The sequence below is a fragment of the Kitasatospora sp. NPDC085895 genome, assembly GCF_040702125.1.
In the GTDB taxonomy this organism is placed as follows: Bacteria; Actinomycetota; Actinomycetes; order Streptomycetales; family Streptomycetaceae; genus Kitasatospora; species Kitasatospora arboriphila.
Genome location: NZ_JBFBJY010000037.1, coordinates 1 through 25,382, shown reverse-complemented (window position 1 = coordinate 25,382; position 25,382 = coordinate 1). Strand labels below are relative to the sequence as shown.

Annotated in this window: 22 protein-coding genes and 1 pseudogene; 11 read left to right on the top strand and 12 right to left on the bottom strand. The window is 72.2% G+C overall.

The genetic code is table 11. From position 1 onward, the window contains the following. Positions 1-153 precede the first annotated feature (153 nt). Entirely contained in the window at positions 154-1,575 is a 1,422-nt protein-coding gene (locus tag AB0442_RS22650) for a CCA tRNA nucleotidyltransferase (RefSeq protein ID WP_366164886.1), read from the top strand. Positions 1,576-1,950: 375 nt separating this feature from the next. Continuing rightward, positions 1,951-2,427 (top strand): hypothetical protein, encoded by a 477-nt coding sequence (locus AB0442_RS22645; protein WP_366164840.1) that lies wholly within the window; start codon positions 1,951-1,953, stop codon positions 2,425-2,427. Positions 2,428-2,482: 55 nt separating this feature from the next. Here the strand turns inward: AB0442_RS22645 and AB0442_RS22640 are convergent, their stop codons facing one another. From AB0442_RS22640 to AB0442_RS22625, 4 genes are all read right to left on the bottom strand, one after another. After that, a complete protein-coding gene (locus AB0442_RS22640) occupies positions 2,483-3,175 on the bottom strand; it encodes a hypothetical protein (RefSeq protein WP_366164838.1) in 693 nt (230 codons plus the stop codon). Positions 3,176-3,221: 46 nt separating this feature from the next. Beyond that, positions 3,222-4,574 (bottom strand): MFS transporter, encoded by a 1,353-nt coding sequence (locus AB0442_RS22635; protein ID WP_366164836.1) that lies wholly within the window; start codon positions 4,572-4,574, stop codon positions 3,222-3,224. Between the two features lie 148 nt (positions 4,575-4,722). After that, positions 4,723-5,805: an inositol-3-phosphate synthase gene (locus AB0442_RS22630; RefSeq protein ID WP_263104417.1), complete on the bottom strand. Its 1,083-nt coding sequence runs from the start codon at positions 5,803-5,805 to the stop codon at positions 4,723-4,725. A gap of 135 nt (positions 5,806-5,940) precedes the next feature. Beyond that, positions 5,941-6,624 carry a helix-turn-helix transcriptional regulator gene (locus tag AB0442_RS22625; RefSeq protein ID WP_366164835.1) on the bottom strand — a complete coding sequence of 228 codons (684 nt, stop codon included), beginning with the start codon at positions 6,622-6,624 and terminating at the stop codon, positions 5,941-5,943. 399 nt (positions 6,625-7,023) lie between these two features. Between AB0442_RS22625 and AB0442_RS22620 the strand changes: the two genes are divergently transcribed. Beyond that, complete coding sequence (locus tag AB0442_RS22620) at positions 7,024-9,615, top strand: transglycosylase domain-containing protein (protein WP_366164833.1); 2,592 nt, start codon at positions 7,024-7,026, stop codon at positions 9,613-9,615. A gap of 101 nt (positions 9,616-9,716) precedes the next feature. Next, on the top strand, positions 9,717-11,288 hold the full coding sequence (locus AB0442_RS22615) for a glycosyltransferase 87 family protein (protein WP_344622998.1): 1,572 nt from the start codon (positions 9,717-9,719) through the stop codon (positions 11,286-11,288). Here AB0442_RS22615 and AB0442_RS22610 read toward each other — a convergent pair. From AB0442_RS22610 to AB0442_RS22600, 3 genes are all read right to left on the bottom strand, one after another. Further along, positions 11,285-12,331 (bottom strand): alanine racemase, encoded by a 1,047-nt coding sequence (locus AB0442_RS22610; protein ID WP_366164884.1) that lies wholly within the window; start codon positions 12,329-12,331, stop codon positions 11,285-11,287. The genes AB0442_RS22615 and AB0442_RS22610 overlap by 4 nt on opposite strands. 31 nt (positions 12,332-12,362) lie before the next feature. Next, entirely contained in the window at positions 12,363-13,481 is a 1,119-nt protein-coding gene (locus tag AB0442_RS22605; protein ID WP_366164832.1) for a peptidoglycan bridge formation glycyltransferase FemA/FemB family protein, read from the bottom strand. A 185-nt stretch (positions 13,482-13,666) separates the two neighbouring features. Then, a complete protein-coding gene (locus AB0442_RS22600) occupies positions 13,667-13,975 on the bottom strand; it encodes a hypothetical protein (RefSeq protein WP_366164830.1) in 309 nt (102 codons plus the stop codon). Positions 13,976-14,297: 322 nt separating this feature from the next. Between AB0442_RS22600 and rpsF the strand changes: the two genes are divergently transcribed. The 4 genes from rpsF (at position 14,298) to rplI (ending at position 16,105) form a co-directional block, all read left to right on the top strand. Further along, positions 14,298-14,588 (top strand): 30S ribosomal protein S6, encoded by a 291-nt coding sequence (gene rpsF, locus AB0442_RS22595; protein WP_030270167.1) that lies wholly within the window; start codon positions 14,298-14,300, stop codon positions 14,586-14,588. Positions 14,589-14,692: 104 nt separating this feature from the next. Beyond that, positions 14,693-15,295 (top strand): single-stranded DNA-binding protein, encoded by a 603-nt coding sequence (locus AB0442_RS22590; RefSeq protein WP_030270168.1) that lies wholly within the window; start codon positions 14,693-14,695, stop codon positions 15,293-15,295. Positions 15,296-15,404: 109 nt separating this feature from the next. Further along, positions 15,405-15,641, top strand: coding sequence for a 30S ribosomal protein S18 (rpsR, locus tag AB0442_RS22585; RefSeq protein ID WP_030270170.1), 237 nt, complete (start codon positions 15,405-15,407; stop codon positions 15,639-15,641). A 17-nt stretch (positions 15,642-15,658) separates the two neighbouring features. Continuing rightward, positions 15,659-16,105, top strand: coding sequence for a 50S ribosomal protein L9 (gene rplI / locus AB0442_RS22580; protein ID WP_263104424.1), 447 nt, complete (start codon positions 15,659-15,661; stop codon positions 16,103-16,105). 115 nt (positions 16,106-16,220) lie between these two features. Here rplI and AB0442_RS22575 read toward each other — a convergent pair whose 3' ends face one another. Next, entirely contained in the window at positions 16,221-17,546 is a 1,326-nt protein-coding gene (locus AB0442_RS22575; protein ID WP_366164828.1) for an MATE family efflux transporter, read from the bottom strand. A 605-nt stretch (positions 17,547-18,151) separates the two neighbouring features. Between AB0442_RS22575 and dnaB the strand changes: the two genes are divergently transcribed. Continuing rightward, positions 18,152-19,624 (top strand): replicative DNA helicase, encoded by a 1,473-nt coding sequence (dnaB, locus tag AB0442_RS22570; RefSeq protein WP_366164883.1) that lies wholly within the window; start codon positions 18,152-18,154, stop codon positions 19,622-19,624. A 74-nt stretch (positions 19,625-19,698) separates the two neighbouring features. On the opposite strand, the gene AB0442_RS22565 is transcribed toward dnaB, so the two are convergent. Further along, positions 19,699-20,265 (bottom strand): dihydrofolate reductase family protein, encoded by a 567-nt coding sequence (locus tag AB0442_RS22565; protein ID WP_366164826.1) that lies wholly within the window; start codon positions 20,263-20,265, stop codon positions 19,699-19,701. A gap of 274 nt (positions 20,266-20,539) precedes the next feature. Between AB0442_RS22565 and AB0442_RS22560 the strand changes: the two genes are divergently transcribed. Then, positions 20,540-21,127: an HD domain-containing protein gene (locus AB0442_RS22560; protein WP_366164825.1), complete on the top strand. Its 588-nt coding sequence runs from the start codon at positions 20,540-20,542 to the stop codon at positions 21,125-21,127. A 19-nt stretch (positions 21,128-21,146) separates the two neighbouring features. Here the strand turns inward: AB0442_RS22560 and AB0442_RS22555 are convergent, their stop codons facing one another. The 3 genes from AB0442_RS22555 to AB0442_RS22545 all read right to left on the bottom strand — a co-directional run bounded on the left by AB0442_RS22555 (position 21,147) and on the right by AB0442_RS22545 (position 24,945). Then, the gene (locus AB0442_RS22555; protein ID WP_366164823.1) at positions 21,147-22,070 is read right to left on the bottom strand and encodes an NADP-dependent oxidoreductase; all 924 of its coding nucleotides are present in this window, start codon (positions 22,068-22,070) and stop codon (positions 21,147-21,149) included. A gap of 166 nt (positions 22,071-22,236) precedes the next feature. Then, positions 22,237-23,430, bottom strand: a complete 1,194-nt coding sequence (gene manA / locus AB0442_RS22550; RefSeq protein WP_366164821.1) for a mannose-6-phosphate isomerase, class I — start codon at positions 23,428-23,430, stop codon at positions 22,237-22,239. Positions 23,431-23,553: 123 nt separating this feature from the next. Beyond that, positions 23,554-24,945 (bottom strand): phosphomannomutase/phosphoglucomutase, encoded by a 1,392-nt coding sequence (locus AB0442_RS22545; protein WP_366164819.1) that lies wholly within the window; start codon positions 24,943-24,945, stop codon positions 23,554-23,556. A gap of 254 nt (positions 24,946-25,199) precedes the next feature. Between AB0442_RS22545 and AB0442_RS22540 the strand changes: the two are divergent. Next, positions 25,200-25,382 (top strand): annotated as a pseudogene (locus tag AB0442_RS22540) (hypothetical protein); the annotation flags it as partial.

Here is a 25,382-nt window from a genome sequence, read left to right as displayed (position 1 = left end):
GCAAGCCGGCGCGCCCCGGCGCCGAGCGCCGCACACGGCGGAAACGGACGGGCGGCGCGGCCTGCCGGGCACGTACCCTAGGGAGCCGTGTCCACTGCCAATGACTCCAGCGTCCATCATTCCAGTTCCACCGCGCCGACCGCCCTTCCCGGGCTGAGCGAGGCGCAGACCCTCGGTCTGCAGGAACTGCTCCGGGTCTCGCCGGTCGCCGACGAGATCGCCCGCCGCTTCCAGGCGGCCGGCTTCCGGTTGGCGCTGGTCGGCGGCTCCGTCCGGGACGCGCTGCTCGGTCGGCTGGGCAACGACCTCGACTTCACCACCGACGCACGCCCGCACCAGGTGCTCAAGCTGGTCAAGGGCTGGGCCGACGCGGTCTGGGACGTCGGCATCGCCTTCGGCACGGTCGGCGCCCGCAAGGACACCGCCGACGGCTCCTTCCTGATCGAGATCACCACCTACCGCTCCGAGGCGTACGACCGCACCTCGCGCAAGCCCGAGGTCACCTACGGCGACACCATCGAGCAGGACCTCGTCCGCCGGGACTTCACCGTCAACGCGATGGCCGTCGACCTGCCCGGCCGCGGCTTCGTCGACCCGCACCGCGGCCTGGAGGACCTGGAGGCCCGGGTGCTGCGCACCCCGGCGACCCCCGAGGAGTCCTTCTCCGACGACCCGCTGCGGATGATGCGCGCGGCCCGCTTCGCGGCGCAGCTGGACTTCACGCCCGCGCCCGAGGTCGTCACCGCGATGACCGCCATGGCCGAGCGGATCACCATCGTCTCCGCCGAACGCGTCCAGGCCGAGCTCAACAAGCTGCTGCTCGCCGCCCACCCGGTGAAGGGCCTGCGGCTGCTGGTCGACACCGGCCTGGCCGAGCACGTGCTGCCGGAGCTTCCGGCGCTGCGGCTGGAGAGCGACGAGCACCACCGCCACAAGGACGTCTACGAGCACTCGCTCACCGTCCTGGAGCAGGCGATCGCGCTGGAGCAGGACGGCCCGGACCTCACCCTGCGGCTCGCCGCGCTGCTGCACGACATCGGCAAGCCGCGCACCCGCCGCTTCGAGTCCGACGGCCGGGTCTCCTTCCACCACCACGAGGTGGTCGGTGCCAAGATGACCCGCAAGCGGATGCGCGCCCTCAAGTACTCCAACGAGCTGGTGGACGAGGTCTCCCGGCTGGTCGAGCTCCACCTGCGCTTCCACGGCTACGGCGGCGGCGAGTGGACGGACTCCGCGGTGCGCCGCTACGTCACCGACGCCGGCCCGCTGCTGGAGCGCCTGCACAAGCTCACCCGCTCCGACTGCACCACCCGCAACCGCAAGAAGGCCGCCGCGCTCGCCCGCACCTACGACTCGCTGGAGGAGCGGATCACCCTGCTCAAGGAGCAGGAGGAACTCGACGCGATCCGGCCGGCGCTGGACGGCAACCAGATCATGGAGCTGCTCGGCCTCAAGCCCGGCCCGCAGGTCGGCAAGGCGTACAAGTTCCTGATGGAACTCCGCCTGGAGCACGGCCCGATGGAGTACGAGGAGGCCGTCGCCGCGCTGCGGGAGTGGTGGGCGGGCCAGCAGTGAGCCGCCCGGCCCCGGCCGGGAATCCCGCATCCGAGCATCGCCGAGCGTAACCACCCGCTCGGCGGAGCGTTGCTCCGTCCGAGGGAGGGGATCCGCCCCTCCCCGGACGGAAGGACACGGCCATGGCTGTGGATGCGGTCCTCCTGGAGTCGCCGACCATGCGGGCGACCGTCGCGGGCCGGGTCGAGGCGCTCGACCGGGTGCGGGCCCTGGAACTGCTGCCGGACGGTGTGCACGTCACCACCGAGGGGGTGGCCTACTTCGGGGTGGGAATCAACGCGATCTACTCCCTGGTGGCCGACCACCGCTCCGAACTCGCCTCCAACGGGTACGTCGTGGTGGCCGGTGCGCGACTGACTTCCTTCAAGGAAGTCAGTGGGATTCAGTCGCGCGCGCTCGCTCGCCCTGTTCACCAGGCGCGCCGTCCTCAACGTCGCCATGCTGCTGCGGGACAGCGAGACCGCCCGGCAGGTGCGCTGCCACCTGCTGGACGCCGAGCGGGCGGCCCGCCCGGCGGCTGTGGACGGCGCCGCACCACCTGTGGACAACGCACCGCCTGTGGACAACGCTCCGCGGTGGCCCGAGGGCTCGCTGCAGGCGGCGGTCGCCGGGGTGGCCGAGCAGGTGGTCCGGGACGTGGTCGGCACGGCGGTGGTGCCGCTGCTCAACGCACTGGCGGTCGAGGTCGGCCGGAACAGCAGGAAGATCGACGCGATGGCCGACCGGGTCGACCGGCTGGAGCGGATCGTCCTCGACGACGGCGAGCGCACCGTCGCCCGGCGCCGCCGCCTGCTGCTGCAGGCGGTCGACGAGGGTGCGGACGGTGACGAGCTGGCCGCCCTGCTGAGCTGACGGCGCGGGGCCCGGGGCGGGAACACCCGCCCCGGGCCCCGTGGGGTGCCGAGGGTCAGAACTTCTTCGGCGAGGCGGCCGAGCCTGGGGTCTTCACCGAACCGGAGGTCAGCGGGCCCAGGCAGAGGACGTAGTGCTTCTTCCGCCAGCGGCGGCCGGTGCTGCCGCTGAAGGTGGCCGTCGTCCCGGGGGTGCCGTCGCAGGCGGCCGTGCTGCCGCCGCTGATGTTGTTCAGCACCTTGTAGGTGGCCTTCGGGTCGGTGCAGGACACCTTGGAGACGCTCTTGTAGCCGGTCTTCTCCACGCAGTCGCCCGCCTTGGCCGCCGACGGCGAGGAGTCGGCGACGAAGAACCCGATGACGATCACGACCAGGCCGGCCGCCGCCACGGCGCCGCGCAGCCAGGACTTCAGCGGGCGCTTCGGCTTCGGCGGTGCGGGCATCGCGGCGGGGCCGGGCGGCGGCGGGTACGCGGGCGCCTGGTGGCCGGGGCCGCCGCCGTACGGGGGCTGCGGCCCGCCGGGCGGTGCGGGCGGCGGCTGCCCCGGACCGGGGTAGCCGTACGCCGGCGGTTGCTGTCCGTACGCGGGCGGCGCTCCGTAGGCCGGAGGCTGGCCGTAGGACTGCTGCTGCCCGTAGGCGGGCGGCTGGCCGTACGCCGGAGGCGGCGGCGGTGCGCCGTAGGGCGGCTGCCCCTGGGGTGCTGCGCCGTACTGCGGCTGGCCGTACGGATTCTGCGGTGTGCTCATCGGTCCCCCCGTGGGCTCTGAGATCGCGCCGGTACGCGGACGTACCTTAGCGACTCCCGGCGGGCCGACGGGACGTCAGTCCCGGCCCGCGGCGGTCGGAACGGGCCGCCCGGGCGTAGTACAGGGCGCCCAGCGCGTAGGTCAGGGCGACTCCGCAGACCACCGCGACGGACCGCCCGTCGAGCGGCAGGACCACCGCGGTGACGCCGGCGGCGGCGACGAAGGAGACGTTGAACAGCACGTCGTAGACGGCGAACACCCGGCCGCGGAAGTCGTCCTCGACCGACTCCTGGACGAGCGTGTCGGCACAGATCTTGGTGCCCTGGGTGACCACGCCGAGCAGCAGGGCGGCGGCCAGGCTCGGCCACTCGCGGAAGAACAGGCCGAGGGCGGGGACGAAGACCGCCGCGGCGGCGAGGCAGGTGACCATCCAGCCGGTGAGCCCGAGCCGGCGCGTGCACCACGGGCTGATCAGCGCGGCCAGGAAGAAGCCGACCGCGGAGAAGCCGACCGCGCGGCCCAGGCTGGTCAGGCCGCCGGCGGCGTCGTCGGGGGAGTTGAAGGTGTAGCGGGAGAGCATCAGCACCACGACGATCAGCACGCCGTAGCAGAACCGGGCCAGGGTGACCGCGGCCAGCGCGTGGGTGGCCGGGCGGCAGTCGCGGACCAGGTGCCGCAGCGCCGTGCCGAGGTCGCGGGCGGCGGTGGTGAGCGCCCGGCTCAGCGGTGGCCGGCCGGGGTGGTGCTCGGGGCCGAGCAGGTCGCGGTCGATCAGCAGGGCGGCCAGGGCGGCGGAGAGGTACAGCAGTGCGGCGATGCCGACCAGGGCGGCGTCCGCCCGCGGGCTGGGCGGGAGCACCTGGTGGACGAGGAAGCCGAGTCCGCCGCCCAGGGTGGCGGCGACCGTGCCGAGGGTGGGGGAGACGGCGTTCGCGGTGACGAGTTGGCCCGGGCCGACGACCCGGGGCAGGGCGGCGGACAGGCCGGCGAGGATGAACCGGTTGAGGGCGGTGACCAGCAGCGCGGAGGCGAAGAACAGCCACTCCGGGGCGCGGCCGAGCAGCAGGGCCGCGGTGACCAGGCCCAGCCCGAACCGGGCGAGGTTGCCGTAGTGGAGGACCTGCCGGCGGCGCCAGCGGTCGAGCAGCACACCGGCGAACGGCCCGACCACCGAGAAGGGCAGCAGCATGACGGCGAGCACCGCGGCGATGTCGGCGGGCGAGGACTGCCGCTCGGGAGAGAAGATCACGTACGCGGCGAGGGCGACCTGGAAGGTGCCGTCGGAGAGCTGGCTGAGCATCCGGACCACCAGCAGCCGGCGGAAGTCGCGCCCTCGCAGCAGCCCGCGGAGGGTGGCGCGGTGGGGTGCCTGCCTGCCGTCGTTCTGGATGATCGCCACTCGGACAGGTTGCCATGCCGGGCGGCACGGTTTCACGTGAAACATCCCTCGACCCGGGAACGCCGAGGGGCCCCGGTCGTGGACCGGGGCCCCTCGGGGAGGCGTGCTCAGCGGATCAGCGCCCGTCGCCGGGTGCGGAGCCGTCCGTTCAGCGCTCGACCTCGCCGCGGATGAACTTCTCGACGTTCTCCTTGGCCTCGTCGTCGAAGTACTGAACCGGCGGGGACTTCATGAAGTAGGAGGACGCGGAGAGGATCGGGCCGCCGATGCCGCGGTCCTTGGCGATCTTCGCGGCGCGCACGGCGTCGATGATGACACCGGCCGAGTTCGGGGAGTCCCAGACCTCGAGCTTGTACTCCAGGTTCAGCGGGACGTCGCCGAAGGCGCGGCCCTCGAGGCGGACGTACGCCCACTTGCGGTCGTCGAGCCACGCGACGTAGTCGGACGGGCCGATGTGGACGTTCTTCGCACCCAGCTCGCGGTCGCGGATCTGCGAGGTGACGGCCTGGGTCTTGGAGATCTTCTTGGACTCCAGGCGCTCGCGCTCGAGCATGTTCTTGAAGTCCATGTTGCCGCCGACGTTCAGCTGCATGGTGCGCTCGAGGATGACACCGCGGTCCTCGAAGAGCTTCGCCATCACGCGGTGCGTGATGGTGGCGCCGACCTGGGACTTGATGTCGTCACCGACGATCGGCACGCCGGCCTCGGTGAACTTGTCCGCCCACTCCTTGGTGCCGGCGATGAACACCGGGAGGGCGTTCACGAAGGCGACCTTGGCGTCGATGGCGCACTGGGCGTAGAACTTGGCGGCCGCCTCGGAACCGACGGGCAGGTAGCAGACCAGGACGTCGACCTGCTTGTCCTTGAGGACCTGGACGACGTCGACCGGGGCCTCGTCCGACTCCTCGATGGTCTCGAGGTAGTACTTGCCCAGGCCGTCCAGGGTGTGGCCGCGCTGCACGGTGACGCCGGTCGGCGGCACGTCGCAGATCTTGATGGTGTTGTTCTCGCTGTTGCCGATGGCGTCGGCCAGGTCGAAGCCGACCTTCTTGGCGTCGACGTCGAACGCGGCGACGAACTCCACGTCACGGACGTGGTAGTCGCCGAACTGCACGTGCATCAGCCCGGGGACCTTGCCGGCCGGGTCGGCGTCCTTGTAGTACTCGACACCCTGCACCAGCGACGCGGCGCAGTTGCCCACGCCCACGATGGCTACGCGAACCGAACCCATTCCGGTTGCTCCCTGTGTTCTCATGAGGCCCGCCGGGAAGGCGGTTCTCGTCCCTACTGGTATGACTGTCTGACGGGCGCGCGGCGCCCACTCCTCCCGTGGATCCGGCGCTGCGAGGGCGCCGGGCCGCGGGTCTCAGCGCTCCTGTGCGGAGCGCCCCGGGCGGTCGTGCGGTGGCCCCGGCGGGTCCGAGGACCCGGCCTCCTGGCCACGGCCGTCCGAAGTCCGTGTGGCACCGTTCGGCGCGCCGTTGCGCCCGGTGCGGTTGGCCCGCTCGGTCTCGATGAGCTCGTTGAGCCAGCGGACCTCGCGCTCGACCGATTCGAGGCCGTGCCGCTGGAGTTCGAGCGTGTAGTCGTCGAACCGCTCGCGGGTGCGGGCGATCGAGCTGCGCATCCGCTCCAGCCGCTCCTCCAGCCGGCTGCGGCGGCCCTCCAGGACGCGCATCCGCACGGCCTTGTCGGTCCGCGCGAAGAACGCGAAGTGGACGCCGAAGTGCTCGTCCTCCCAGGCGTCCGGGCCCGAGTCGGCGAGCAGCTCCTCGAAGCGCTGCTTGCCCTCGGGGGAGAGCCGGTAGACGATCTTCGACCGCTTGCCGTTGAGCGCGGTGGCCGGGACGTACTCGACGTCCGGGTTGTCCTCGACCAGGAAACCCTGGGCCACCAGGTTCTTCAGGCAGGGGTACAGCGTGCCGTACGAGAAGGCGCGGAACGAGCCGAGCAGGACGTTGAGCCGCTTGCGCAGCTCGTAGCCGTGCATGGGGGCGTCGTGCAACAGGCCGAGAACGGCGAACTCCAGCACTCCGGAACGCCTGCTCATCCCCTGCCGCCTCCTCTCCCCGTGGCCGTCCGGTCCGGTGCACGGCGCGGCTATGCCGCTCCGATGTATCGGCTCGATATATCGAGAACAGTAAACCGGGGTCACGATGCGAGCAAGGGGGGCACGCGTGAACGTGATCACAAGGCGGCGGGGGCGCGTGTCGATGGGGTGCGCAGGGCCCCGCGTCAAGGGCCGACGCGGCCCGCTAGGCAACGGCACTGTAATGATCTGCCGAACATATGCGGCATTTGCCCTTTGATGTCTGAATGTTGGCGATTGAAGGATGCGTACGCTGTCGCGTGTGCACGAGGACCACCTCCGGGGATTCAGGCGGTTGCGGGCATCGGACGTGAACCCTGCCTTCGGGCCCGGACAGCCCGACCGAGGAGTTGCTGAGAGATGAGCGAACACCGGCGAAGGTCGCCCAACGGCGGAGGCCAGCCTCCGGGCGGCCACGGCGACGGTCGTCGCCCGTATCCGCCGGGCAACCCCCCGCAGGGTGCGCCCTCCCGCGGTCGGCCCGGGCAGGACGAGCTCCGCGCCGACGGGCTCCGCCGTGCGCGCGCGACCGCCCGGGAGACCGCGCAGCAGCCCCGGCTCACCCGTGCCGAGATGCGCCGCCAGGCCCAGAAGGGCGGCGGCGCGGCCGCCGGCACGGCCGGCGGCGGCCGGCGCGGAGGCCCGCCGGCCGGCGGGCCGCCCAAGAAGCGCTTCGTCGACTACCCGCGCTGGGGCAGGAGCGGCTTCCGCCGCTGGATCCCCTCGTGGAAGCAGATCCTCACGCTCTTCCTCGTCTTCTTCGGCGGCACCGTCGCGGCCGTGGGCGTCGCCTTCGCGCTGACCCCCGTCCCGGACGCGAACAAGGAGTTCGACGAGCAGAACAACATCTACTTCTGGGCCGACGGCAGTGAGATGACCCGCACGGGCGGCACCACCAGCCGCCAGGTCGTCCCGCTGGCCGACATCAGCCGGGCGGCGCAGGACACCACGATCGCGGCCGAGAACGAGACCTTCCGCACCGACAGCGGCATCGACCCCAAGGGCATCGCCCGCGCCGTCTACAAGATGGCCTCCGGCGGCGAGACCCAGGGCGGCTCGACGATCACCCAGCAGTACGTCAAGAACTACTACCTGAGCAAGGACCAGACCCTGACCCGCAAGGTCAAGGAGCTGTTCATCACGCTCAAGATCGCCGACCAGAAGGACGAGGTCCTCAAGGGCTACCTCAACACCAGCTGGTACGGCCGCAACTCCATCGGGGTCCAGGCCGCGGCCCAGGCCTACTACGGCAAGGACGCCTCGCAGATCGACATCTGCCAGGGCGCCATGCTGGCCGGCCTGCTCAAGGGCGCCGGCCTCTACGACCCGTCGCTGACCCCCGACAACCACAAGCGCATGCAGGAGCGCTGGGAGTACGTCCTCAAGCGCATGGTCGTCGCGAACCTGGCCACCCAGGCGGACGTCGACAAGTGCGGGAAGACCTTCCCGGAGCCGATCAAGCCCAAGGCCCAGTCGAACATGAAGGGTGAGATCAGCTACCTGGTGGAGACGGCCAACAAGTACCTGATGGCGAAGGACCCGACCATCACGGACAACGACCTCCAGCACGGCGGCTACAAGATCTACACCACCTTCGAGAAGGCCAAGGTCGACGCGCTGAAGTCCGCCGTGGACGGCTTCCAGAAGGACAACCTCCACCCGGACAAGCACGACAAGGACAAGTTCGTGCAGATGGGTGCGGCCTCGGTGGTGCCCAACGACGGCGCCATCGTCGCCATCTACGGCGGCGACGGCATCGAGAACGGCCACTACACCAACAACGCCGACGCCCCCGGCATCCCGGTCGGCTCGACCTTCAAGCCCTTCGTCCTGGCCACCGCCATGCAGACCGGCGTGCTGACCAAGACGGACGACGAGGGACATCCCACCAGGATCAGCACCGACAGCCGGTACATGGCCAACAACCTGACCGAGATCTTCAAGCCGGACGGCAGCCCCGTCATCGGCGACAACGGCCAGCCCTACCGCCAGCGCAACGACAGCACCTCCGCCCCGGGGTACGTGACGCTGAAGGAGGCCATGAAGAACTCCTACAACGTGCCCTTCGTCCAGCTCAACCAGGACGTCGGCGGCAAGAACGTCGAGGCCATGGTGCTGAAGATGGGTCTGCGCCAGGGCAGCCTGGCGCCGTCCAGCACCATCACCTTCCCGCTGGGCACCTCGACGCCGAGCGCGATCCGCATGGCCTCGGCCTACTCGGTGTTCGCGGCCCACGGCCAGCAGACCGACCCGTACTCGGTGCGGCGGGTGTCCAAGGACGGCGTCGACCTTCCGATGTTCACCAAGCCGCCCGCGAAGAAGGTGCTCGACCCGGCCGTCGCCGACAACATCACCGACGTGCTGGAGAACGTGGCCAAGAACGGCACCGGCAAGAAGACCAACGAGCTGGGCTTCCCGGTGGCGGGCAAGACCGGCACCACCGACTCCGGCACCTCGGCCTGGTGGGTCGGCTACACCAACAGCCTGGTGACCTCGGTCGGCATGTGGCGCGAGGAGCCGGGCAAGCCCGGCCTGCTCTCGCTCGACGGCACCGCCGGCAAGACCGAGATCCACGGCGGTGACTTCCCGACCGACGTCTTCACCCGCTACATGAAGGTCATCGGCCCGGGCAACCCGCGCAACTTCCCGGACCCGGGCGAGACCGGTGTGAAGGTGGACGCCTCGGGCGCCCCGTCGACCGCGTCGCCCTCGGCCTCCGCCTCGGCCTCGGCCTCGGCCTCCCCGTCGGGGAGCCCGTCGACCACGCCGAGCCCGACCAGCGGGCCGACCGGCAGCCCCTCGCCGACCGCGACGGAGAGCTGCTTCCTCATCTGCCCGACCAGGACACCTCCGACCAAGTCCGGCAAGCCCACGGCGAGCCCGACCGACACCTCCACCCAGGGCGGCGGCGGTGCCGGCGGAGGCGGCGGAGGCGCGCTGACAGGACAGTGACGGAGCACCGGCGCCGGTCCACCCCCAGGGGGCGGGCCGGCGCCGGTGTCTTTGCCGGGGTCTCCTCGTCGTGCGGGCGGTGGTGCGGCAGTATGTCCGCCATGACGTCCAGCACCCACGAGACCGCCGGGCCCGCGCCCGCACCGGCGGCCGGTCCGCTGCCCAACACCGTCGTCGTGCCGGCCGACGAGGACCCGGTCGCGGCGGCCGGCAGCGAGGTGTTCGGCGGCCCGCCCGGACGCCGCGCGCTGCTCGGCGTCTCCTGGTGGACCCCGGCCCGCTTCCTCGCCCTGGTCGTCATCGCCACCTACGTGCTCGGCCTGGTGCAGAAGGTGCCGTGCTACGACGGCGGCTGGTTCCACGGCGCGACCACCCAGTACACCCACGCCTGCTACAGCGACATCCCGCACCTGTTCTCCGGCCGCGGCTTCGACAGCGGGCGCCACCCGTACCTGGACCCGCTGCCCTTCCCGACCCAGGACATGCAGTACCTGGAGTACCCCGTCCTGACCGGTCTGTTCATGCAGGTCGCGGCCTGGCTGACGCCGACCGGCGGCGAGCTGCAGGGGCGCGAGCAGTGGTTCTGGATGGTCAACGCGGGCATGCTGATGGTCTGCGCGGTGGTCGTCGTGGTGGCGCTCACCCGCACCCACCGCCGGCGCCCCTGGGACGCGCTGCTGTTCGCCGTCGCGCCCTGCCTGGCCCTGGACTCCACCATCAACTGGGACATGCTCGCGGTGGCGCTGGCCGCCGTCGCCATGGCGTACTGGGCGGGCTCCCGGCCGGTCGCGGCCGGTGTCCTCATCGGACTGGCCACCGCGGCCAAGCTCTACCCCGTGCTGCTGCTCGGGCCGCTGCTGGTGCTGTGCTGGCGCGCAGGCAAGTGGCGCGACTTCGGCCGGGCGCTCGGCGGCGCGGTCGCGGCCTGGCTGGTCGTCAACCTGCCCATCATGATCGCCAATTTCAAGGGCTGGGCGACCTTCTACACCTTCAGTCAGGTCCGCAAGGAGGACTTCGGCTCGTTCTGGCTGATCCTCATGCAGGACCGCAACCAGCAGCTGCCCACCCTCAACACCTGGATCTCGGTGCTGCTGGTGCTGTGCTGCCTGGCCGTCGGCTGGCTGGCCCTCTCCGCGCCGCGGCGCCCCCGCTTCGCCCAGCTCGCCCTGCTGGTGGTCGCCGCGTTCGTGCTCACCAACAAGGTCTACTCGCCGCAGTACGTGCTGTGGCTGATCCCGCTCGCCGCCCTCGCCCGGCCGCGCTGGCGGGACTTCCTGATCTGGCAGACCTGCGAGGTGCTGTACTTCCTCGGCGTCTGGTCGTACCTCGCCTACACCGGTGACTCCAAGCAGCACGGCATCGGCCAGGACTGGTACCACCTGGCGATCGCCCTGCACCTGCTCGGCACGCTCTACCTCTGCGCGATGGTCGTCCGCGACATGCTCCACCCGGAGCACGACCCCGTCCGCTGGGACGGCAGCGACGACCCCTCCGGCGGTGTGCTGGACGGCGCCCCGGACGTCTTCGTGCTCGGCGCCGCCCGCCGGCTGCGCGAGGAGGCGACCTACGCGGAGTACGCGCCGCAGTACGACTGGACCTGGAGCGCGCCCGACGAGGCCGCCCCGGTACCCGCCGACGGCGCGGCCCCCGACCGGGACGCGCCCGGCGCCTAGGCCGCGCCCAGCAGGGTCTCCCGGTGGTCGACCACCCGGTCGAAGTGGGTGGTGGTGTGGCGGACGGTGAGCGGGAGTTCGTCGCCGATCACCGGGGGCTTGGTGGCGCCGGGCAGGAAGAGGATCGACACCTGCATGTGCGGGGGTTCGGCGAACCACAGCTGGCGGCCGCCCCAGGCGTACGGGGAGAGGGTGCGGTTGACGGCGGCCAGCCCGGCCCGGGCCAGACCCTTGGCGCGGGGCAGCACGCCGTGCAGGTACTTGGGGGCCTCCATGCCGACGCCGTGCGCGGTGCCGCCGGTGACCACCAGCAGGTGGCCGTCGGAGGGCGCCTTGTGCTGGCGGTAGCCGTAGCGCTCGCCCCTGGCCACCGCGGTCACGTCCAGCACGGTGGCCGCGGCGTGCAGCGCGGCGACGTCGCCGAGCCAGAGCCGGGTGCCGATCCGGGAGCGGAAGGCGGTGTCCGGGTACCGGGAGCCCAGGCGCGCCACGTCGGCGGCGGCCAGGTGGCTCAGGTAGACCGTGCCCGGCGCCGGGCCCGCCGCGGCGATCGCCTCCATCCAGTCGGCCACCTCGCCGACCGGGTCCGAACCGTCGGGGCGGTCCAGCGGCAGGTGCAGCGCGAAGCCCTCCACCACCGGGCCGTCGGCGGGCAGCTTGGGCAGGTCGGCGCGGGCGATGCCGTGGCGTCTCATGCTGGTCATGCACTCCACCACCACCCGTGCGCCGGCCGGCAGCGCCCGCAGGGCGTCGAGGTGGGCGACCGTGCGGATCGTCCCGGGCGGCACCGCGGGCGCGTCCTCGCCCGGCCGGTACGGGGTGAGCACCAGCAGGTCCCCGGGGAAGGACACGTCGGCGGCCTCCTGGGCGGTGCCGACCGCCAGCATCCCGGTGCCGAGCAGCGCCGCCTCCTCGGCGAGCCGGGCGTTGCCCAGTCCGTAGCCGTTGCCCTTGGCCACCGGCACCAGGCCGGGGTACTCCGCCAGCACCGCCTGCTGGTGCGCCCGCCAGCGGGCGGTGTCCACGTACAGCGACAGGGTCATCGTCACTCCCCGAGGATGTGGTGAGGGCGTCTCAGCGGCGCGACATGTAGAGGTCGAGCGCCTTGTGCAGCAGCTTGTTCAGCGGGAAGTCCCACTCGCCGAGGTACTCGGCGGCCTGGCCGCCGGTGCCGAGCTTGAACTGGATCAGCCCGAAGAGGTGGTCGTCCTCCTGGAGGGTGTCGCTGATCCCGCGCAGGTCGTAGAGGGTGGCGCCCAGTGCGTAGGCGTCGCGCATCATCCGCCACTGGATCGCGTTCGACGGCTTGACCTCGCGCTTGTGGTCGGCGGAGGCGCCGTAGGAGTACCAGACGTGCTCGCCGACGGTGAGCATGGTGGTCGCGGCCAGCGGTTCGCCCTCGTGGTAGGCGATGTAGAGCCGGATCCGGTTCGGGTCCTCGGCGGCGAGCGACTTCCACATCCGCTGGAAGTAGGCCAGCGGGCGGGGGGTGAAGCGGTCCCGCGCGGCGGTGACCAGGTAGAGGCGGTGGAAGACCTCCAGGTCGTCGAAGCCGCCCTGGACGACCTCGACGCCGCTCTTCTCGGCCTTCTTGATGTTGCGCCGCCACAGCTGGTTGAAGCCGCGCTGGACGTCGTCGAGCGAACGGTCGGCGAGCGGCACCTGGAAGACGTAGCGGGGCTGGACGTCGCCGAAGCCCGCGCCGCCGTCCTCGCCCTGCAGCCAGCCGGCCTTGCGGAGCCGGTCGGCGACCTCGAAGGCGCGCGGCTCGTACCAGTCCGGCTCGACGTCGCGCAGCCGCTTGGCCTGCCCGCCGGCGATGGCGGCCTTGAGGGTGGTGGCGTCCCAGCGGCGGACGACCACCGGCGGGCCCATCTTCACCGAGAACGCGCCCCGGTCCTTGAGGTGCGCCAGCATCGGCTGCAGCCAGCCGTCGAGGTCCCGGTCGAACCAGTCGATCACCGGGCCCTCCGGCAGGTAGGCCAGGTAGCGCTTCACCTTGGGGAGCTGCCGGTACAGCACCAGGCCCGCACCGACCTGCACGCCCGACCCGTCGAACCAGCCGAGGCTCTCCGAGCGCCACTCCGCCTTCACGTCCGCCCAGGCGGGCACCTGCATGTGACTGGCGGAGGGACGGGACTGGATGAAGGCGAGGTGTTCCTCGCGGCTGATCGTCCTCAGGCGCAGGCTCATGCTGGGATGCTCCTCCTCGGTCGGGCGGTCCAGGGTGAGGTCACGGCGACCCTATCGCCCGAATGGTCCGTTTCTGCCGGGGCTGGCCGGACATGCCGGTGCCCTCTCCGCGTACCTGATACCCGAGCACGGGCGAGTACGCGAGGAGGGCACCGGAGGTCATGCGGCGGACCGGCGCGCGCGGGTCACCACAAGCCCCCGAAGAAGCCGCCGTGCGCGAGGCCTAGGTAGAGGCCCACACCGGCCAGGCCGGTGGAGATCACCAGGGCGAAGCGCTCGGCCGTGGTCACCGAGATGAACTGGCCCCACAGGCCGGCCACGATGCCGACCATGCCGGTCCACGAGCTCATGATGTGCAGGTTGTCGAAGAACGCGCTCACGAAGGCCAGCAGGCCGAAGACGGCGGCCACCGCGACGAACGCGTTCTCGCGCGGGTGCGTGTGGCCGTCGGTGTTGAGGGTGAGGGCCGGAAACCGGCGGACGGTCTGAGCCATGGGACCCACCTCCCGGGTGGACTACGGGCGGGACGGGGCGGTGCCCGTCGGCGGCACGGACCGGACAGCGTGCCGTTCCGTCCAGATTGCGGCCGGTATGCCCAGGATCACAACCCCTATGCGTTTTGGGTCGGACCCTCCGGCCCGGTAGGCTGTGCGGTCTGCACTGGTGTAGGTGTGCCCCCGTGTGCCCTTCGCCGGGACCGGTTGTCAGACCCCGCCACTACGGTGGCCGGAGTCGACACCGCACCGGTGCGACGCTGCACAACCCTCCTGCCACGGAGAGACCGTGGCCGTTGAGTCCAAAGGAGGTGGGTTACCCATGCGTCACTACGAGGTGATGGTGATCCTCGACCCGTCGGTCGAGGAGCGCGCTGTCTCCCCCCTGATCGAGAACTTCCTCAACGTTGTCCGCACCGGTGGCGGCAAGGTCGAGAAGATCGACACCTGGGGCCGTCGTCGTCTGGCCTACGAGATCAACAAGCAGTCCGAGGGCATCTACTCGGTCATCGACCTGAAGGCCACGCCTGAGGTCGTCAAGGAGCTCGACCGCCAGCTCAGCCTGAGCGAGTCGGTTCTGCGGACCAAGGTCCTGCGCCCGGACACCCACTGAGCCACCTCTGACGCCTCCGGCGTCAGGTGACTCACGCCCGGTGTTTCACGTGAAACACCGAGCGAGCACCGCAGAACTCCTTTTTCCGAGAGGTCATCACCACCATGGCAGGCGAGACCGTCATCACCCTCGTCGGCAATCTCGTCGACGACCCCGAGCTGCGCTTCACCCCGTCGGGTGCCGCGGTCGCGAAGTTCCGTATCGCGTCCACCCCGCGCACCTTCGACCGCCAGACCAACGAGTGGAAGGACGGCGAGAGCCTCTTCCTCACGTGCAACGTCTGGCGGCAGCCGGCGGAGAACGTCGCCGAGTCGCTGCAGAAGGGCATGCGCGTCATCGTGCAGGGCCGACTGCGCCAGCGGTCTTACGACACCAAGGAAGGCGAGAAGCGGACGGTCTTCGAGGTGGAGGTCGACGAGGTCGGCCCGAGCCTGCGGTCGGCGACCGCCAAGGTCACCCGGGCCAACCGGTCCGGCGGCCCCGGCGGTGGCGGCGGCTTCGGCGGCCAGCAGGGCGGGGCTCCGTCCGGCGGCGGCTGGGGCGGCCAGCAGGGCGGTGGCGGCGGCGGCTGGGGTGGCAACTCCGGCGGTCAGTCCGGCCCGTCCGACGACCCGTGGGCGTCCTCCGCGCCCTCCGGTGGCAACCAGGGCGGCGGCGGCTGGGGTGGCAACTCCGGCGGCGGCTACTCGGAAGAGCCCCCGTTCTAGCGGTGCACGCCGGGCGCGGCCCCTGGGCCGGGTCCCGGCATGCTGAGAGATTTCGTGCGGTCCGCGCCGCCTCGCGCGTCCGGACCGTCCATCCCCAATGGAGCACATGATGGCGAAGCCGCCTGCTCGCAAGCCGAAGAAGAAGGTTTGCGTCTTCTGCAAGGACAAGGTCAACTACGTTGACTACAAGGACACGAACCTGCTGCGGAAGTTCATCTCCGATCGCGGCAAGATCCGTGCCCGCCGGGTCACCGGCAACTGCACCCAGCACCAGCGTGACGTCGCCACGGCCGTGAAGAACAGCCGTGAGATGGCGCTGCTGCCCTACACCTCCACCACGCGCTAAGAGAGGGTGACCGAACAATGAAGATCATCCTCACTCACGAGGTCCCCGGCCTCGGCAGCGCCGGCGAGGTCGTCGAGGTCAAGGACGGCTACGCCCGCAACTTCCTGGTCCCGCGCGGCTTCGCCATCCGCTGGACCAAGGGCGGCCAGAAGGACGTCGACGCGATCCGTCGCGCCCGCAAGATCCACGAGATCCAGACCCTCGAGGCGGCCAACGAGGTCAAGGCCAAGCTCGAGGGCCTGCAGGTCAAGCTCGCCGTCCGCTCGGGCGACGCCGGCCGCCTGTTCGGCTCGGTGACCCAGGCCGACGTCGTCGACGCCATCAAGGCCGCCGACGGCCCGGCGGTGGACAAGCGCGCCGTCGCGATCGCCTCCCCGATCAAGACCCTGGGCACCCACAAGGTCTCGGTCAAGCTGCACTCCGACGTGCAGGCCAACCTCGACGTCAACGTCGTGGCCGCCTGAGCGCTCCCGTAGCAGTTCGAGGGCCGGTCTCCCCGCAGGGGGAGGCCGGCCCTCGGTCGTTCCCGCCGTCCCGTCCGGGCCCGCCAGGAGGGGACTGGCGCGGCTCAGGCCCGGCTCAGGCGCGGACGGCGCCGGTCACCAGCCAGCGCCCGGTGCGCACCCGGAGCACCAGGAAGAGCGCCCGGGTGAGCATGAAGAGGTTCATCGCCCACCAGAGCGCGGCCAGCCCGCCGCCGAGGCCCGGCACCGCGAGCGCGGCCGGGGCGAAGACCACCAGGGTCGCCAGCATCGCCGCCGCCAGGTAGCCGCCGTCGCCGGCGCCCATCAGCACCCCGTCCAGGACGAACACCACACCGCCCACCGGCTGGGTGAGCGCGGCCAGCAGCAGCGCGGTGCCCAGCTCCGCCCGCACCGCCGGGTCGGCGGTGAACAGCGGCACGTACAGCGGGCGGGCCAGCGCGATCAGCAGGCCGAGCAGAAGGCCTGCGCCGATGCCCCACTCGACCATCCGCCGGGTCGCCGCGCGGGTGCCCGCCACGTCGCCGGCACCCAGGTACCGGCCGACGATCGCCTGCCCGGCGATCGCCACGGCGTCCAGGGCGAAGGCCACGAAGGACCAGATGGTCATGGTGATCTGGTGGGCGGCGATCTCGGCGTCGCCCAGGGTGGCGGCCACCGCGGTGGCGATCAGCAGTACGGCCCGCAGGCTGAGGGTACGGACCAGCAGCGGCCCGCCGGCCCGGGCGCAGGCCCGGATCCCGGCGGCGTCCGGGCGCAGGCCGGCGCCCTCCCGCCGGGCGCCGCGCACCACCACGACCAGGTAGGCGGCGGCCATCGCGTTCTGGGCCAGCACGGTGCCCCAGGCGGAGCCGGCCACGCCGAGGCCGGCCCCGTACACCAGGCCGAGGTTGAGCACGGCGTTCGCCGCGAAGCCGGCCACCGCGACCAGCAGCGGGGTGCGGGTGTCCTGCAGGCCGCGCAGCACGCCGGTGGCCGCCAGCACGACCAGCATGGCGGGGATGCCGAGGGCGCTGATCCGCAGGTAGGTGACGGCGTACGGGGCCGCGGTGGGGGAGGCGCCCAGCAGGCCGGCCGCCTGCGGGGCCAGCGCCACGGCCAGCAGGACGAGCCCGGCGGAGAGGAGCAGGGCCAGCCAGATGCCGTCCACGCCCTGCTGGACGGCGGCCCGCCGGTCACCGGCGCCGATCCTGCGGGCGACCGCGGCGGTGGTGGCGTAGGCGAGGAAGACGAAGACGCCGATGACGGTGGTGAGCACGGCGGAGGCGATGCCGAGCCCGGCCAGCTGTGCGGTGCCGAGGTGGCCGACGATCGCCGAGTCGGCCATCAGGAAGAGCGGCTCGGCGACCAGGGCGCCGAAGGCCGGCACGGCGAGCGCGAGGATCTCGCGGTCGTGGCTGCGACGGGCGGTCGGGGAGGTCATGTGAGCCAGACTACTCATCCACAGGTAAGTGGTGAATAGGATCTGCATCACTTACTCGAAATCTTGATCGAGGGACCTCGGAGCGGGATGTCCACGGCCCGTCGGGTGAACGGGCGGCCGTGTGAACTTTTTCTCATGCACAGCCGATCGAGGAAGTAGTCGCAGGTCAACCCGTTGACGGTGGAGGGTGGTGTGGTTATCCACAGACCTGTCCACAGGGTTGTGCACAGGTTTCGGGCACTTCTCCACAGGTGGCGACCCGCTGTCCACACCCCCTGTGGATAACCGTCTTGGCCGAACGGCCCCCGGCGCCGTAGCGTGGGGCGCCGACCCGCCCCCTGCCCCGGTGCCCGTTCCGGGCCCGGCCGGGGCCGCCCCGCGCGACACCCGTGGCCCGGTGGCGGAAATGTCGGCCGGGTGGCGTATGAAGTGAGGATGCGTCATCGGCAAGGCCCGCTCCACTCGCACGATTCGCTGATCGGGGAACACGCGTGACCGGCCCCCAGTACGACGACCACGACGTTCCCCCGCCCCCGGAGGACGACTGGCAGCCGTCCGACGACGCCTTCGGTCCCGGTTCCTTCCCCAGCACGCCGAGCGACCGCCTGCCGGTCTCCCGCAGCCGTGACGGCGGCGGACAGGGCGGCGGCCGGGGCTCCCTCCAGCGAGGCGGCGACGGCTTCCGGCGCGGCGACGGCGGCCGGCGGGACGGCGGGTCCGACGGGGAGCGGATGCCCGCCGCGGACGGCTTCGAGCGCGTCCCCCCGCAGGACCTGGCGGCCGAGCAGTCCGTCCTCGGCGGCATGCTGCTCTCCAAGGACGCCATCGCCGACGTCGTCGAGGTGCTCAAGCCGGCCGACTACTACCGGCCCGCCCACGAGCTCATCCACGGCGCGATCCTCGACCTGTACGCCCGCGGCGAGCCCGCCGACCCGATCACCGTCGCCGGCGAGCTGACCAAGCGCGGCGAGCTCGCCCGGGTGGGCGGCCCCGGCTACCTGCACACCCTGGTCAACTCCGTTCCGACCGCGGCCAACGCGGAGTACTACGCGGAGATCGTCCACGAGCGGGCCGTCCTCAGACGCCTGGTCGAGGCCGGCACCAGGATCGCCGGCATGGGCTACGCGGCGGAGGGCGACGTCGACGAGATCGTCAACGCCGCGCAGGCCGAGATCTACGCCGTCACCGAGCAGCGCACCAACGAGGACTACGCCCCGCTCGCCGACATCATGGAGGGCGCCCTCGACGAGATCGAGGCGATCGGCTCGCGGGCCGGCCAGATGAACGGCGTGCCCACCGGGTTCGCCGACTTCGACCAGCTGACCAACGGACTGCACCCGGGTCAGATGATCGTCATCGCGGCCCGTCCCGCGATGGGCAAGTCGACCCTGGCGCTGGACTTCGCCCGGGCCGCCTCCATCCACAACAACCTGCCCAGCGTCATCTTCTCGCTCGAAATGGGGCGCAACGAGATCGCGATGCGCCTGCTGTCCGCCGAGGCGCGGGTGGCGCTGCACCACATGCGCTCGGGCAACATGACGGACGACGACTGGACGCGGGTGGCCCGCCGGATGCCCGACGTCACCAACGCGCCGCTCTACATCGACGATTCGCCGAACCTGTCGATGATGGAGATCCGGGCCAAGTGCCGTCGGCTCAAGCAGCGCAACGACCTCCGACTGGTCGTCATCGACTACCTCCAGCTGATGCAGTCCGGCGGCTCCCGCCGGGCCGAGAGCCGCCAGCAGGAGGTCTCCGACATGTCCCGAAACCTCAAGCTGCTCGCCAAGGAGCTGGAGCTCCCGGTCATCGCGCTCAGCCAGCTGAACCGTGGACCCGAACAGCGCACCGACAAGAAGCCGATGGTCTCGGACCTGCGAGAGTCCGGATCCATCGAGCAGGACGCCGACATGGTCATCCTGTTGCACCGCGAGGACGCCTACGAGAAGGAGTCCCCCCGCGCGGGCGAGGCCGACCTGATCGTCGCCAAGCACCGCAACGGCCCCACCGCGACCATCACCGTCGCCTTCCAGGGCCACTACTCGCGCTTCGTCGACATGACCCGCGACATGGGCTGAGGGGCAGGCAAGGTCTCGGAGTCCGTGGCCGGTGACGGCATGTCCGACACGGATCCGGGGCAGCGGGCAGTTGCTCAGCGCCTCGTCCCGTACCTGGTCAGGACCACGCCGCCGGGCAACGTCCGCGTCTCCACCAGGTTCAGGTTCACCCAGCTGTCCAGCGCGGTGAAGAACGGCGTGCCGCCGCCCACCAGGACCGGATGGGTGGCGATCACGTACTCGTCGATCAGCCCGGCGCGCATGGCGGCCCCGGCGAGCGTTGCGCCGCCGATGTTCATGGGGCCGCCGTCCTCGGCCTTGAGCCGGGTGATCTCGGCGATCGCGTCGCCGGTGACCAGGCGGGTGTTCCAGTCGACCTCGTGGATCGTCGAGGAGAACACCACCTTCGGCGTGTCCCGCCAGTTCCGCGCGAACTCGACCTCCGCCGGGGTGGCGTCGGGCTGCCGGTCGCCGGTCGGCCAGTAGGAGCTCATGGTCTCCCACAGCTTGCGCCCGTACAGCGAGAGTTCACTCGCCTGCTCGTGGTCGAGCCACCACTGGAACAGCTCGCTGCTCGGCGGTCCGCTCCAGCCGATGTCGTCACCGGCCGCGGCGATGTAGCCGTCCAGGGTCAGGTTCATCCCGTAGATCAGTTTCCGCACGGCGCAGCCTTCCGTCCGTAGGTGTCCGGCGTGTGGACCGGCGCGTACGACGACCTGACGGCGTGCGATCCTGGCCGGCCGGTGGTCCTCGTGCTCGGGGCTCAGCCTGGTGTACTTGGCCGACCCGGGCAAGCCGCCCGATCCCGGCCTCGCCCTCGCGAGGACATGCCACGGATGTGAACCGATCATGGATGACAGGGCCGTGAGGCGGCCGGGAACGCCCGGGTCACGCGAGATCGACATGTCGCGGGCGGCGAGACCTTGCGAGGGGGTCGTGGACGTGCTCGCCGTCGCCCTGGACGACTGCCGGACACCGCGGCTGCGGCCGCTGCCGCAGGAGGTCGCCGAACTGCTGCGGCGCCTCGGCGCCCCGCCCCGGCTGGTGGCCCACCTGCGGGCCGTCCACGAGGTCGCGGGGCAGCTCGTCGGCTGGGTGGCGGAGCACTGCCCGGCGCTCGAACTCGACCGGGGGGCCGTGCTGTTCGGCGCGGCCACGCACGACATCGGCAAGGTCCGGCACCCCGCCGAGCTGTCCGGCCCCGGCTCCGCGCACGAACCGGCCGGGCGGGACCTCCTGCTGGAGCACGGGGTGTCCGCGGAGCTGGCCCGGTTCGCCGCCGGGCACGCCACCTGGGACGCCCCCGGCACCCGGGCCGAGGACCTGCTGGTGAGCCTGGCCGACAAGGTCTGGAAGAACAAGCGCGTCCCGGACCTGGAGGACCGCGTGGTGGCCGAGCTGTGCCGGGCCGGCGGCCGCCCCGTGTGGGAGGAGTTCCTGGCCCTGGACGGACTCCTCACCCGCATCGGTGACGGCGCCGACGAACGCCTGGCCTACCAGGCCGCCCACCCCGTCCTGGGCTGAGGCCCGGAGCGTCGCCCGGTCACACGGTCAGCACCACCGCGCCCCGCGTGCCGCCCGCCTCCAGCCGGGCGTGCGCGGCGGCGACCTCCTCCAGCGGGAGGACGGAGTCCACCCGGACGACGAGCCGGCCGTCCGCGACCAGCTTCGCCAGTCCGGCGAGCGCGGGCCCGTCGGGGCGGACGTTGTGGACGGCGACCTCGATGCCGCGTTCGGCCGCGGGTGCGGCCGGCGGACGGACGGCGACGAACAGCCCGCCGTCGCGCACCGCCGCCAGCAGCGGCGTGGCGAGGCCGGCGGCATCGACCACCGCGTCGGCTCCGCCGGGGGCGAGGCCGCGCAGGGCGTCCACCGCCGACTCCCCGCGGGCGACGAACTCCGCCCCCATCGCGGTGAGTTCCGCCTCGTCCCGGGGGCCGGCGACGGCGAGCACGCGCAGCCCGCGGGCGAGCGCCAGCTGCGTGGTGAGGTACCCCAGGTTGCCGCCCGCACCGGTGACCACCAGGGTGGCGCCGGCGCCGAGGCCGGTGCGCTCGACGGCCTGCAGCGCGGTCAGCCCGTTGAGCGGGAGCGCCGCGGCGGTGGCGGCCGGGACGTCGTCCGGGGCGGGGGCGAGCTGGTCGGCGGGCAGCACCGCGTAGTCGGCGTGGGTGCCGTTGCGGGTCGCGAACCAGTGCGAGAGGCCGATGACGTCCTCGCCGACCGCGAAGGCGGTGACGCCCTCGCCCACCGCGTCGACCGTGCCGGCCACGTCCCAGCCCAGCCGGAACGGCGGTGCGCCGAGCAGCCCGGCCATCAGGCCGGAGCGCACCGCGGTGTCCGCGGGGTGCACGGCCAGCGCCCGGTTGCGGACCCGGACCTCGCCCGGACCGGGGGCGGGTACGGGCGCTTCGGTGATCTCCGCCTGCCGGGCGTCGCCGTAGCTGCGGACGGTGACAGCGCGCATGGTGCTCTCCTCGGTTCTCGTCGGCCGGGCGTCGGCCCGGCCGGTCGGTGTGCTTCGAGGCTGTCACCGCGTGATCGGCGGCGGCAGAGGAGAGTTGACCCTGGGACCGCCGGTCCCAGGGTGGGCGGCGGGGCCGTCGTACTCCGCCGCCCGGGCCGAGCCGGCGTCAGAGGGTGACGGTGGCGCGGAAGACGGTGGCGCCCGGCCCGGCGACGGCGGTGTCGGTGCCGTCGGCGGGCAGGAAGGCGGACTGCCCGCGGGCGAGGTCCAGCGTGCCGCCGTCGGCGGAGGTGAGCCGGACGGAGCCCTCGGTGCAGAGCAGGACCTGCGGGGCCGGGCCGGGCAGTACCGCGGGCTCGGCGCCCAGGGTGTACCGGGAGAGCCGGAACTCGTCGACCGGCACCGGGTAGTGGTGCTCGCCGTCGGCGGCCGCCGCGGGCCGCAGCACGTCGGGGGCGCCGGGCTCGAAGCGGACCACGCGCAGCAGCTCGGGGACGTCGATGTGCTTGGGGGTGAGCCCGCAGCGCAGCACGTTGTCGGAGTTGGCCATGATCTCGACGCCGGTGCCGCGGAGGTAGGCGTGCGGGACCCCGGCCCCCAGGTAGAGCGCCTCGCCGGGCTGCAGCCGGACGTGGTTCAGCAGCAGGGCGGCGATCAGGCCGGTGTCGCCGGGGAACTCGCGGGCGGCGAAGGCGTATCCGGCCATGGCGCCCGACGGGTCGCCCTCGGCGGCGGCCTCGACGGCGCGGGCCACCTCGGCCACGGTGCGCCCGGCCTCCTCGCCGGTCAGCGAGAGGACGGCGGCGAGGGTCTCGGCGAGCGCCTCCGTGGCGGGCTTGCTGCGCAGGACGTCGATCAGCGGGTCGAGCGCCGGCACCGCGAGCGAGGCCATCAGCGCGGCCGCCTCCGCGGGCTCGCGGAAGCCGCAGAGGCCCTCGAACTCGTCCAGCGCGCAGAGGAGCTCCGGCTTGTGGTTGGCGTCCTTGTAGTTGCGGTGCGGGGCGTCGACCGGGATGCCGGCGGCCTCCTCGGCGGCGTACCCGGCGCGGGCCTGCTCCAGCGTGGGGTGGGCCTGGATGGAGAGCGGCCGGCCGGCGGCGAGGACCTTGAGCAGGAAGGGCAGGGCGGGGCCGAAGCGGGCGACGGCGGCGGCGCCGAGTTCGCGCCCGGGGTCGGCGGCGATCACCGCGTCGAGGGTGGTCGGCCCGTTGCCGCGGTCCACCCGGGAGGAGTCGCCGGGGTGCGCCCCGAGCCACATCTCGGCCTGCGGTTCCCCGGTGGGCTGCTGGCCGAGGAGGGCGGGGATGGCGGTGGTCGATCCCCAGGCGTAGGGGCGGACGGTGTTCTGCAGCCTGTCCATCGGCTCGGTTCCTCGCTGTTCCCTGCGGGGTTGCTCTGTCGGAACGCCAGACTCTAGCCGAGCGGTGTGTACGGAGGGTGCGGTGCGGCGGTCCGGCCGGGCCGCCGCACCGCACCCCGGGGGTCAGGCGCGGACGATCGCCAGGACGGCGTCGCGGAGCTCGGCCATCCGGGCCGGGTCCTCGGCCTCGACGTTCAGCCGCAGCAGCGGCTCGGTGTTGGACGCCCGGAGGTTGAACCACCAGTCGGCGCCGGCCACCGTCAGGCCGTCCAGCTCGTCGACGGAGACGCCCTCCAGCGCGCCGTAGGCCGCGCGCACCTCGGCCGTCCGGCCGGCCTGGTCCGCCACGGTGGAGTTGATCTCGCCGGAGGCCGCGTAGCGGTCGTACCGGGCGCACAGCTGCGAGAGCGGCTGCTCCTGGCCGGCGAGCGCGGCCAGCACGTGCAGGGCGGCCAGCATGCCGGTGTCGGCGCGCCAGAAGTCGCGGAAGTAGTAGTGCGCGGAGTGCTCGCCGCCGAACACGGCGTCGGTGCGTGCCATCTCCTCCTTGATGAAGGAGTGGCCGACCCGGGTCCGGACGGGCACCGCGCCCAGGTCGGTGACGACCTGCGGCACCGTCCAGGAGGTGATCAGGTTGTGGATCACGGTCGGCTTCTCCTCGCCGGCCGCGCGGGCGCGGGCGATCTCCCGCTCGGCGACCAGGGCGGTGATCGCCGAGGGCGAGACCGGCTCGCCGCGCTCGTCCACCACGAAGCAGCGGTCGGCGTCGCCGTCGAAGGCGAGGCCGAGGTCGGCGCCGACCTCGCGGACCTTGGCCTGCAGGTCGACGAGGTTCTTCGGGTCCAGCGGGTTGGCCTCGTGGTTCGGGAAGGTGCCGTCCAGCTCGAAGTACATCGGGACGACCTCGACGGGCAGTCCGGCGAGCACGGCCGGCACGGTGTGGCCGCCCATGCCGTTGCCGGCGTCGACGGCGACCTTGAGCGGCCGCATTCCGGACAGGTCGACCAGCGAGAGCAGGTGGGCCGCGTAGCCGTCCAGGGTCTCCCGGGAGGAGAGCGTGCCCGGGACGGTGCCCTCGGCGGCGGCGGGGACGGTGACGGTGCCGTCCTCGGCGAGCCAGGACTCCACCAGCTCGCGGATCTCGGTCAGACCGGTGTCCTGGCCGACCGGGGCGGCGCCGGCCTTGCACAGCTTGATGCCGTTGTACCGGGCCGGGTTGTGCGAGGCGGTGAACATGGCGCCGGGCAGGTCGAGGCTGCCGGAGGCGTAGTAGAGCTGGTCGGTGGAGCAGAGGCCGATCTCCACCACGTCCGCGCCGTACGCGGCGGCGCCCTCGGCGAAGGCCCGGGACAGCTCGGGGGAGGAGGGCCGCATGTCGTGGCCGACGACGACCGCGGAGGCGCCGAGCACCTGCACGAAGGCCGCGCCGAAGGCACGGGCGTACGAGGCGTCCCACTGGTCCGGCACCACGCCCCGGACGTCGTACGCCTTCACCAGCTGACTGAGGTCCCGCATCGCGGCTCCCACCCTGTTTCGGTGCGGGACGGCCCGCACGGTCTCTTCGTCGACACCCGGTGCGGGGCTCCGGGTGCCGGGCGCCGCCGATGCCCGGGGAGGGCGCCGGCCGGCCGGGGAGCCGGTCGCGAGCGACCGGTTGCTGCGCGACCTTCGGGTGTTCACGTGGTGCTGAGACTACCTGTTGCCCGGGGAGGGCCCGTCCCGGCGGCCGGTCGGGTGGACACGACGCTGTACGATCCGCATTCCGGGCCGTGTGCTCGGGAGCCATCCGGGCCCTGTCTCGACGACATGCGCCGTCGACCCCCCGGCTGCGGGCTCGCCGCACGTTCCCCAAAGTTTCGAAAGGCTGTGCCGTGACTGCCCCTGAGGAGACCACCTTCGCCGATCTCGGCAGGGTGCTGGTGATCATCCCGACCTACAACGAGGCCGAGAAC

Coding starts and splice junctions, on each gene's coding strand:
- AB0442_RS22640 (WP_366164838.1), bottom strand. CDS start 3,175: ATGAGCACACCGCAGAATCCGTACGGCCAGCCGCAGTACGGCGCAGCA.
- AB0442_RS22630 (WP_263104417.1), bottom strand. CDS start 5,805: ATGGGTTCGGTTCGCGTAGCCATCGTGGGCGTGGGCAACTGCGCCGCG.
- AB0442_RS22625 (WP_366164835.1), bottom strand. CDS start 6,624: ATGAGCAGGCGTTCCGGAGTGCTGGAGTTCGCCGTTCTCGGCCTGTTG.
- AB0442_RS22620 (WP_366164833.1), top strand. CDS start 7,024: ATGAGCGAACACCGGCGAAGGTCGCCCAACGGCGGAGGCCAGCCTCCG.
- AB0442_RS22615 (WP_344622998.1), top strand. CDS start 9,717: ATGACGTCCAGCACCCACGAGACCGCCGGGCCCGCGCCCGCACCGGCG.
- AB0442_RS22610 (WP_366164884.1), bottom strand. CDS start 12,331: ATGACCCTGTCGCTGTACGTGGACACCGCCCGCTGGCGGGCGCACCAG.
- AB0442_RS22605 (WP_366164832.1), bottom strand. CDS start 13,481: ATGAGCCTGCGCCTGAGGACGATCAGCCGCGAGGAACACCTCGCCTTC.
- AB0442_RS22600 (WP_366164830.1), bottom strand. CDS start 13,975: ATGGCTCAGACCGTCCGCCGGTTTCCGGCCCTCACCCTCAACACCGAC.
- rpsF (WP_030270167.1), top strand. CDS start 14,298: ATGCGTCACTACGAGGTGATGGTGATCCTCGACCCGTCGGTCGAGGAG.
- AB0442_RS22590 (WP_030270168.1), top strand. CDS start 14,693: ATGGCAGGCGAGACCGTCATCACCCTCGTCGGCAATCTCGTCGACGAC.
- rpsR (WP_030270170.1), top strand. CDS start 15,405: ATGGCGAAGCCGCCTGCTCGCAAGCCGAAGAAGAAGGTTTGCGTCTTC.
- rplI (WP_263104424.1), top strand. CDS start 15,659: ATGAAGATCATCCTCACTCACGAGGTCCCCGGCCTCGGCAGCGCCGGC.
- AB0442_RS22575 (WP_366164828.1), bottom strand. CDS start 17,546: ATGACCTCCCCGACCGCCCGTCGCAGCCACGACCGCGAGATCCTCGCG.
- AB0442_RS22555 (WP_366164823.1), bottom strand. CDS start 22,070: ATGCGCGCTGTCACCGTCCGCAGCTACGGCGACGCCCGGCAGGCGGAG.
- manA (WP_366164821.1), bottom strand. CDS start 23,430: ATGGACAGGCTGCAGAACACCGTCCGCCCCTACGCCTGGGGATCGACC.
- AB0442_RS22545 (WP_366164819.1), bottom strand. CDS start 24,945: ATGCGGGACCTCAGTCAGCTGGTGAAGGCGTACGACGTCCGGGGCGTG.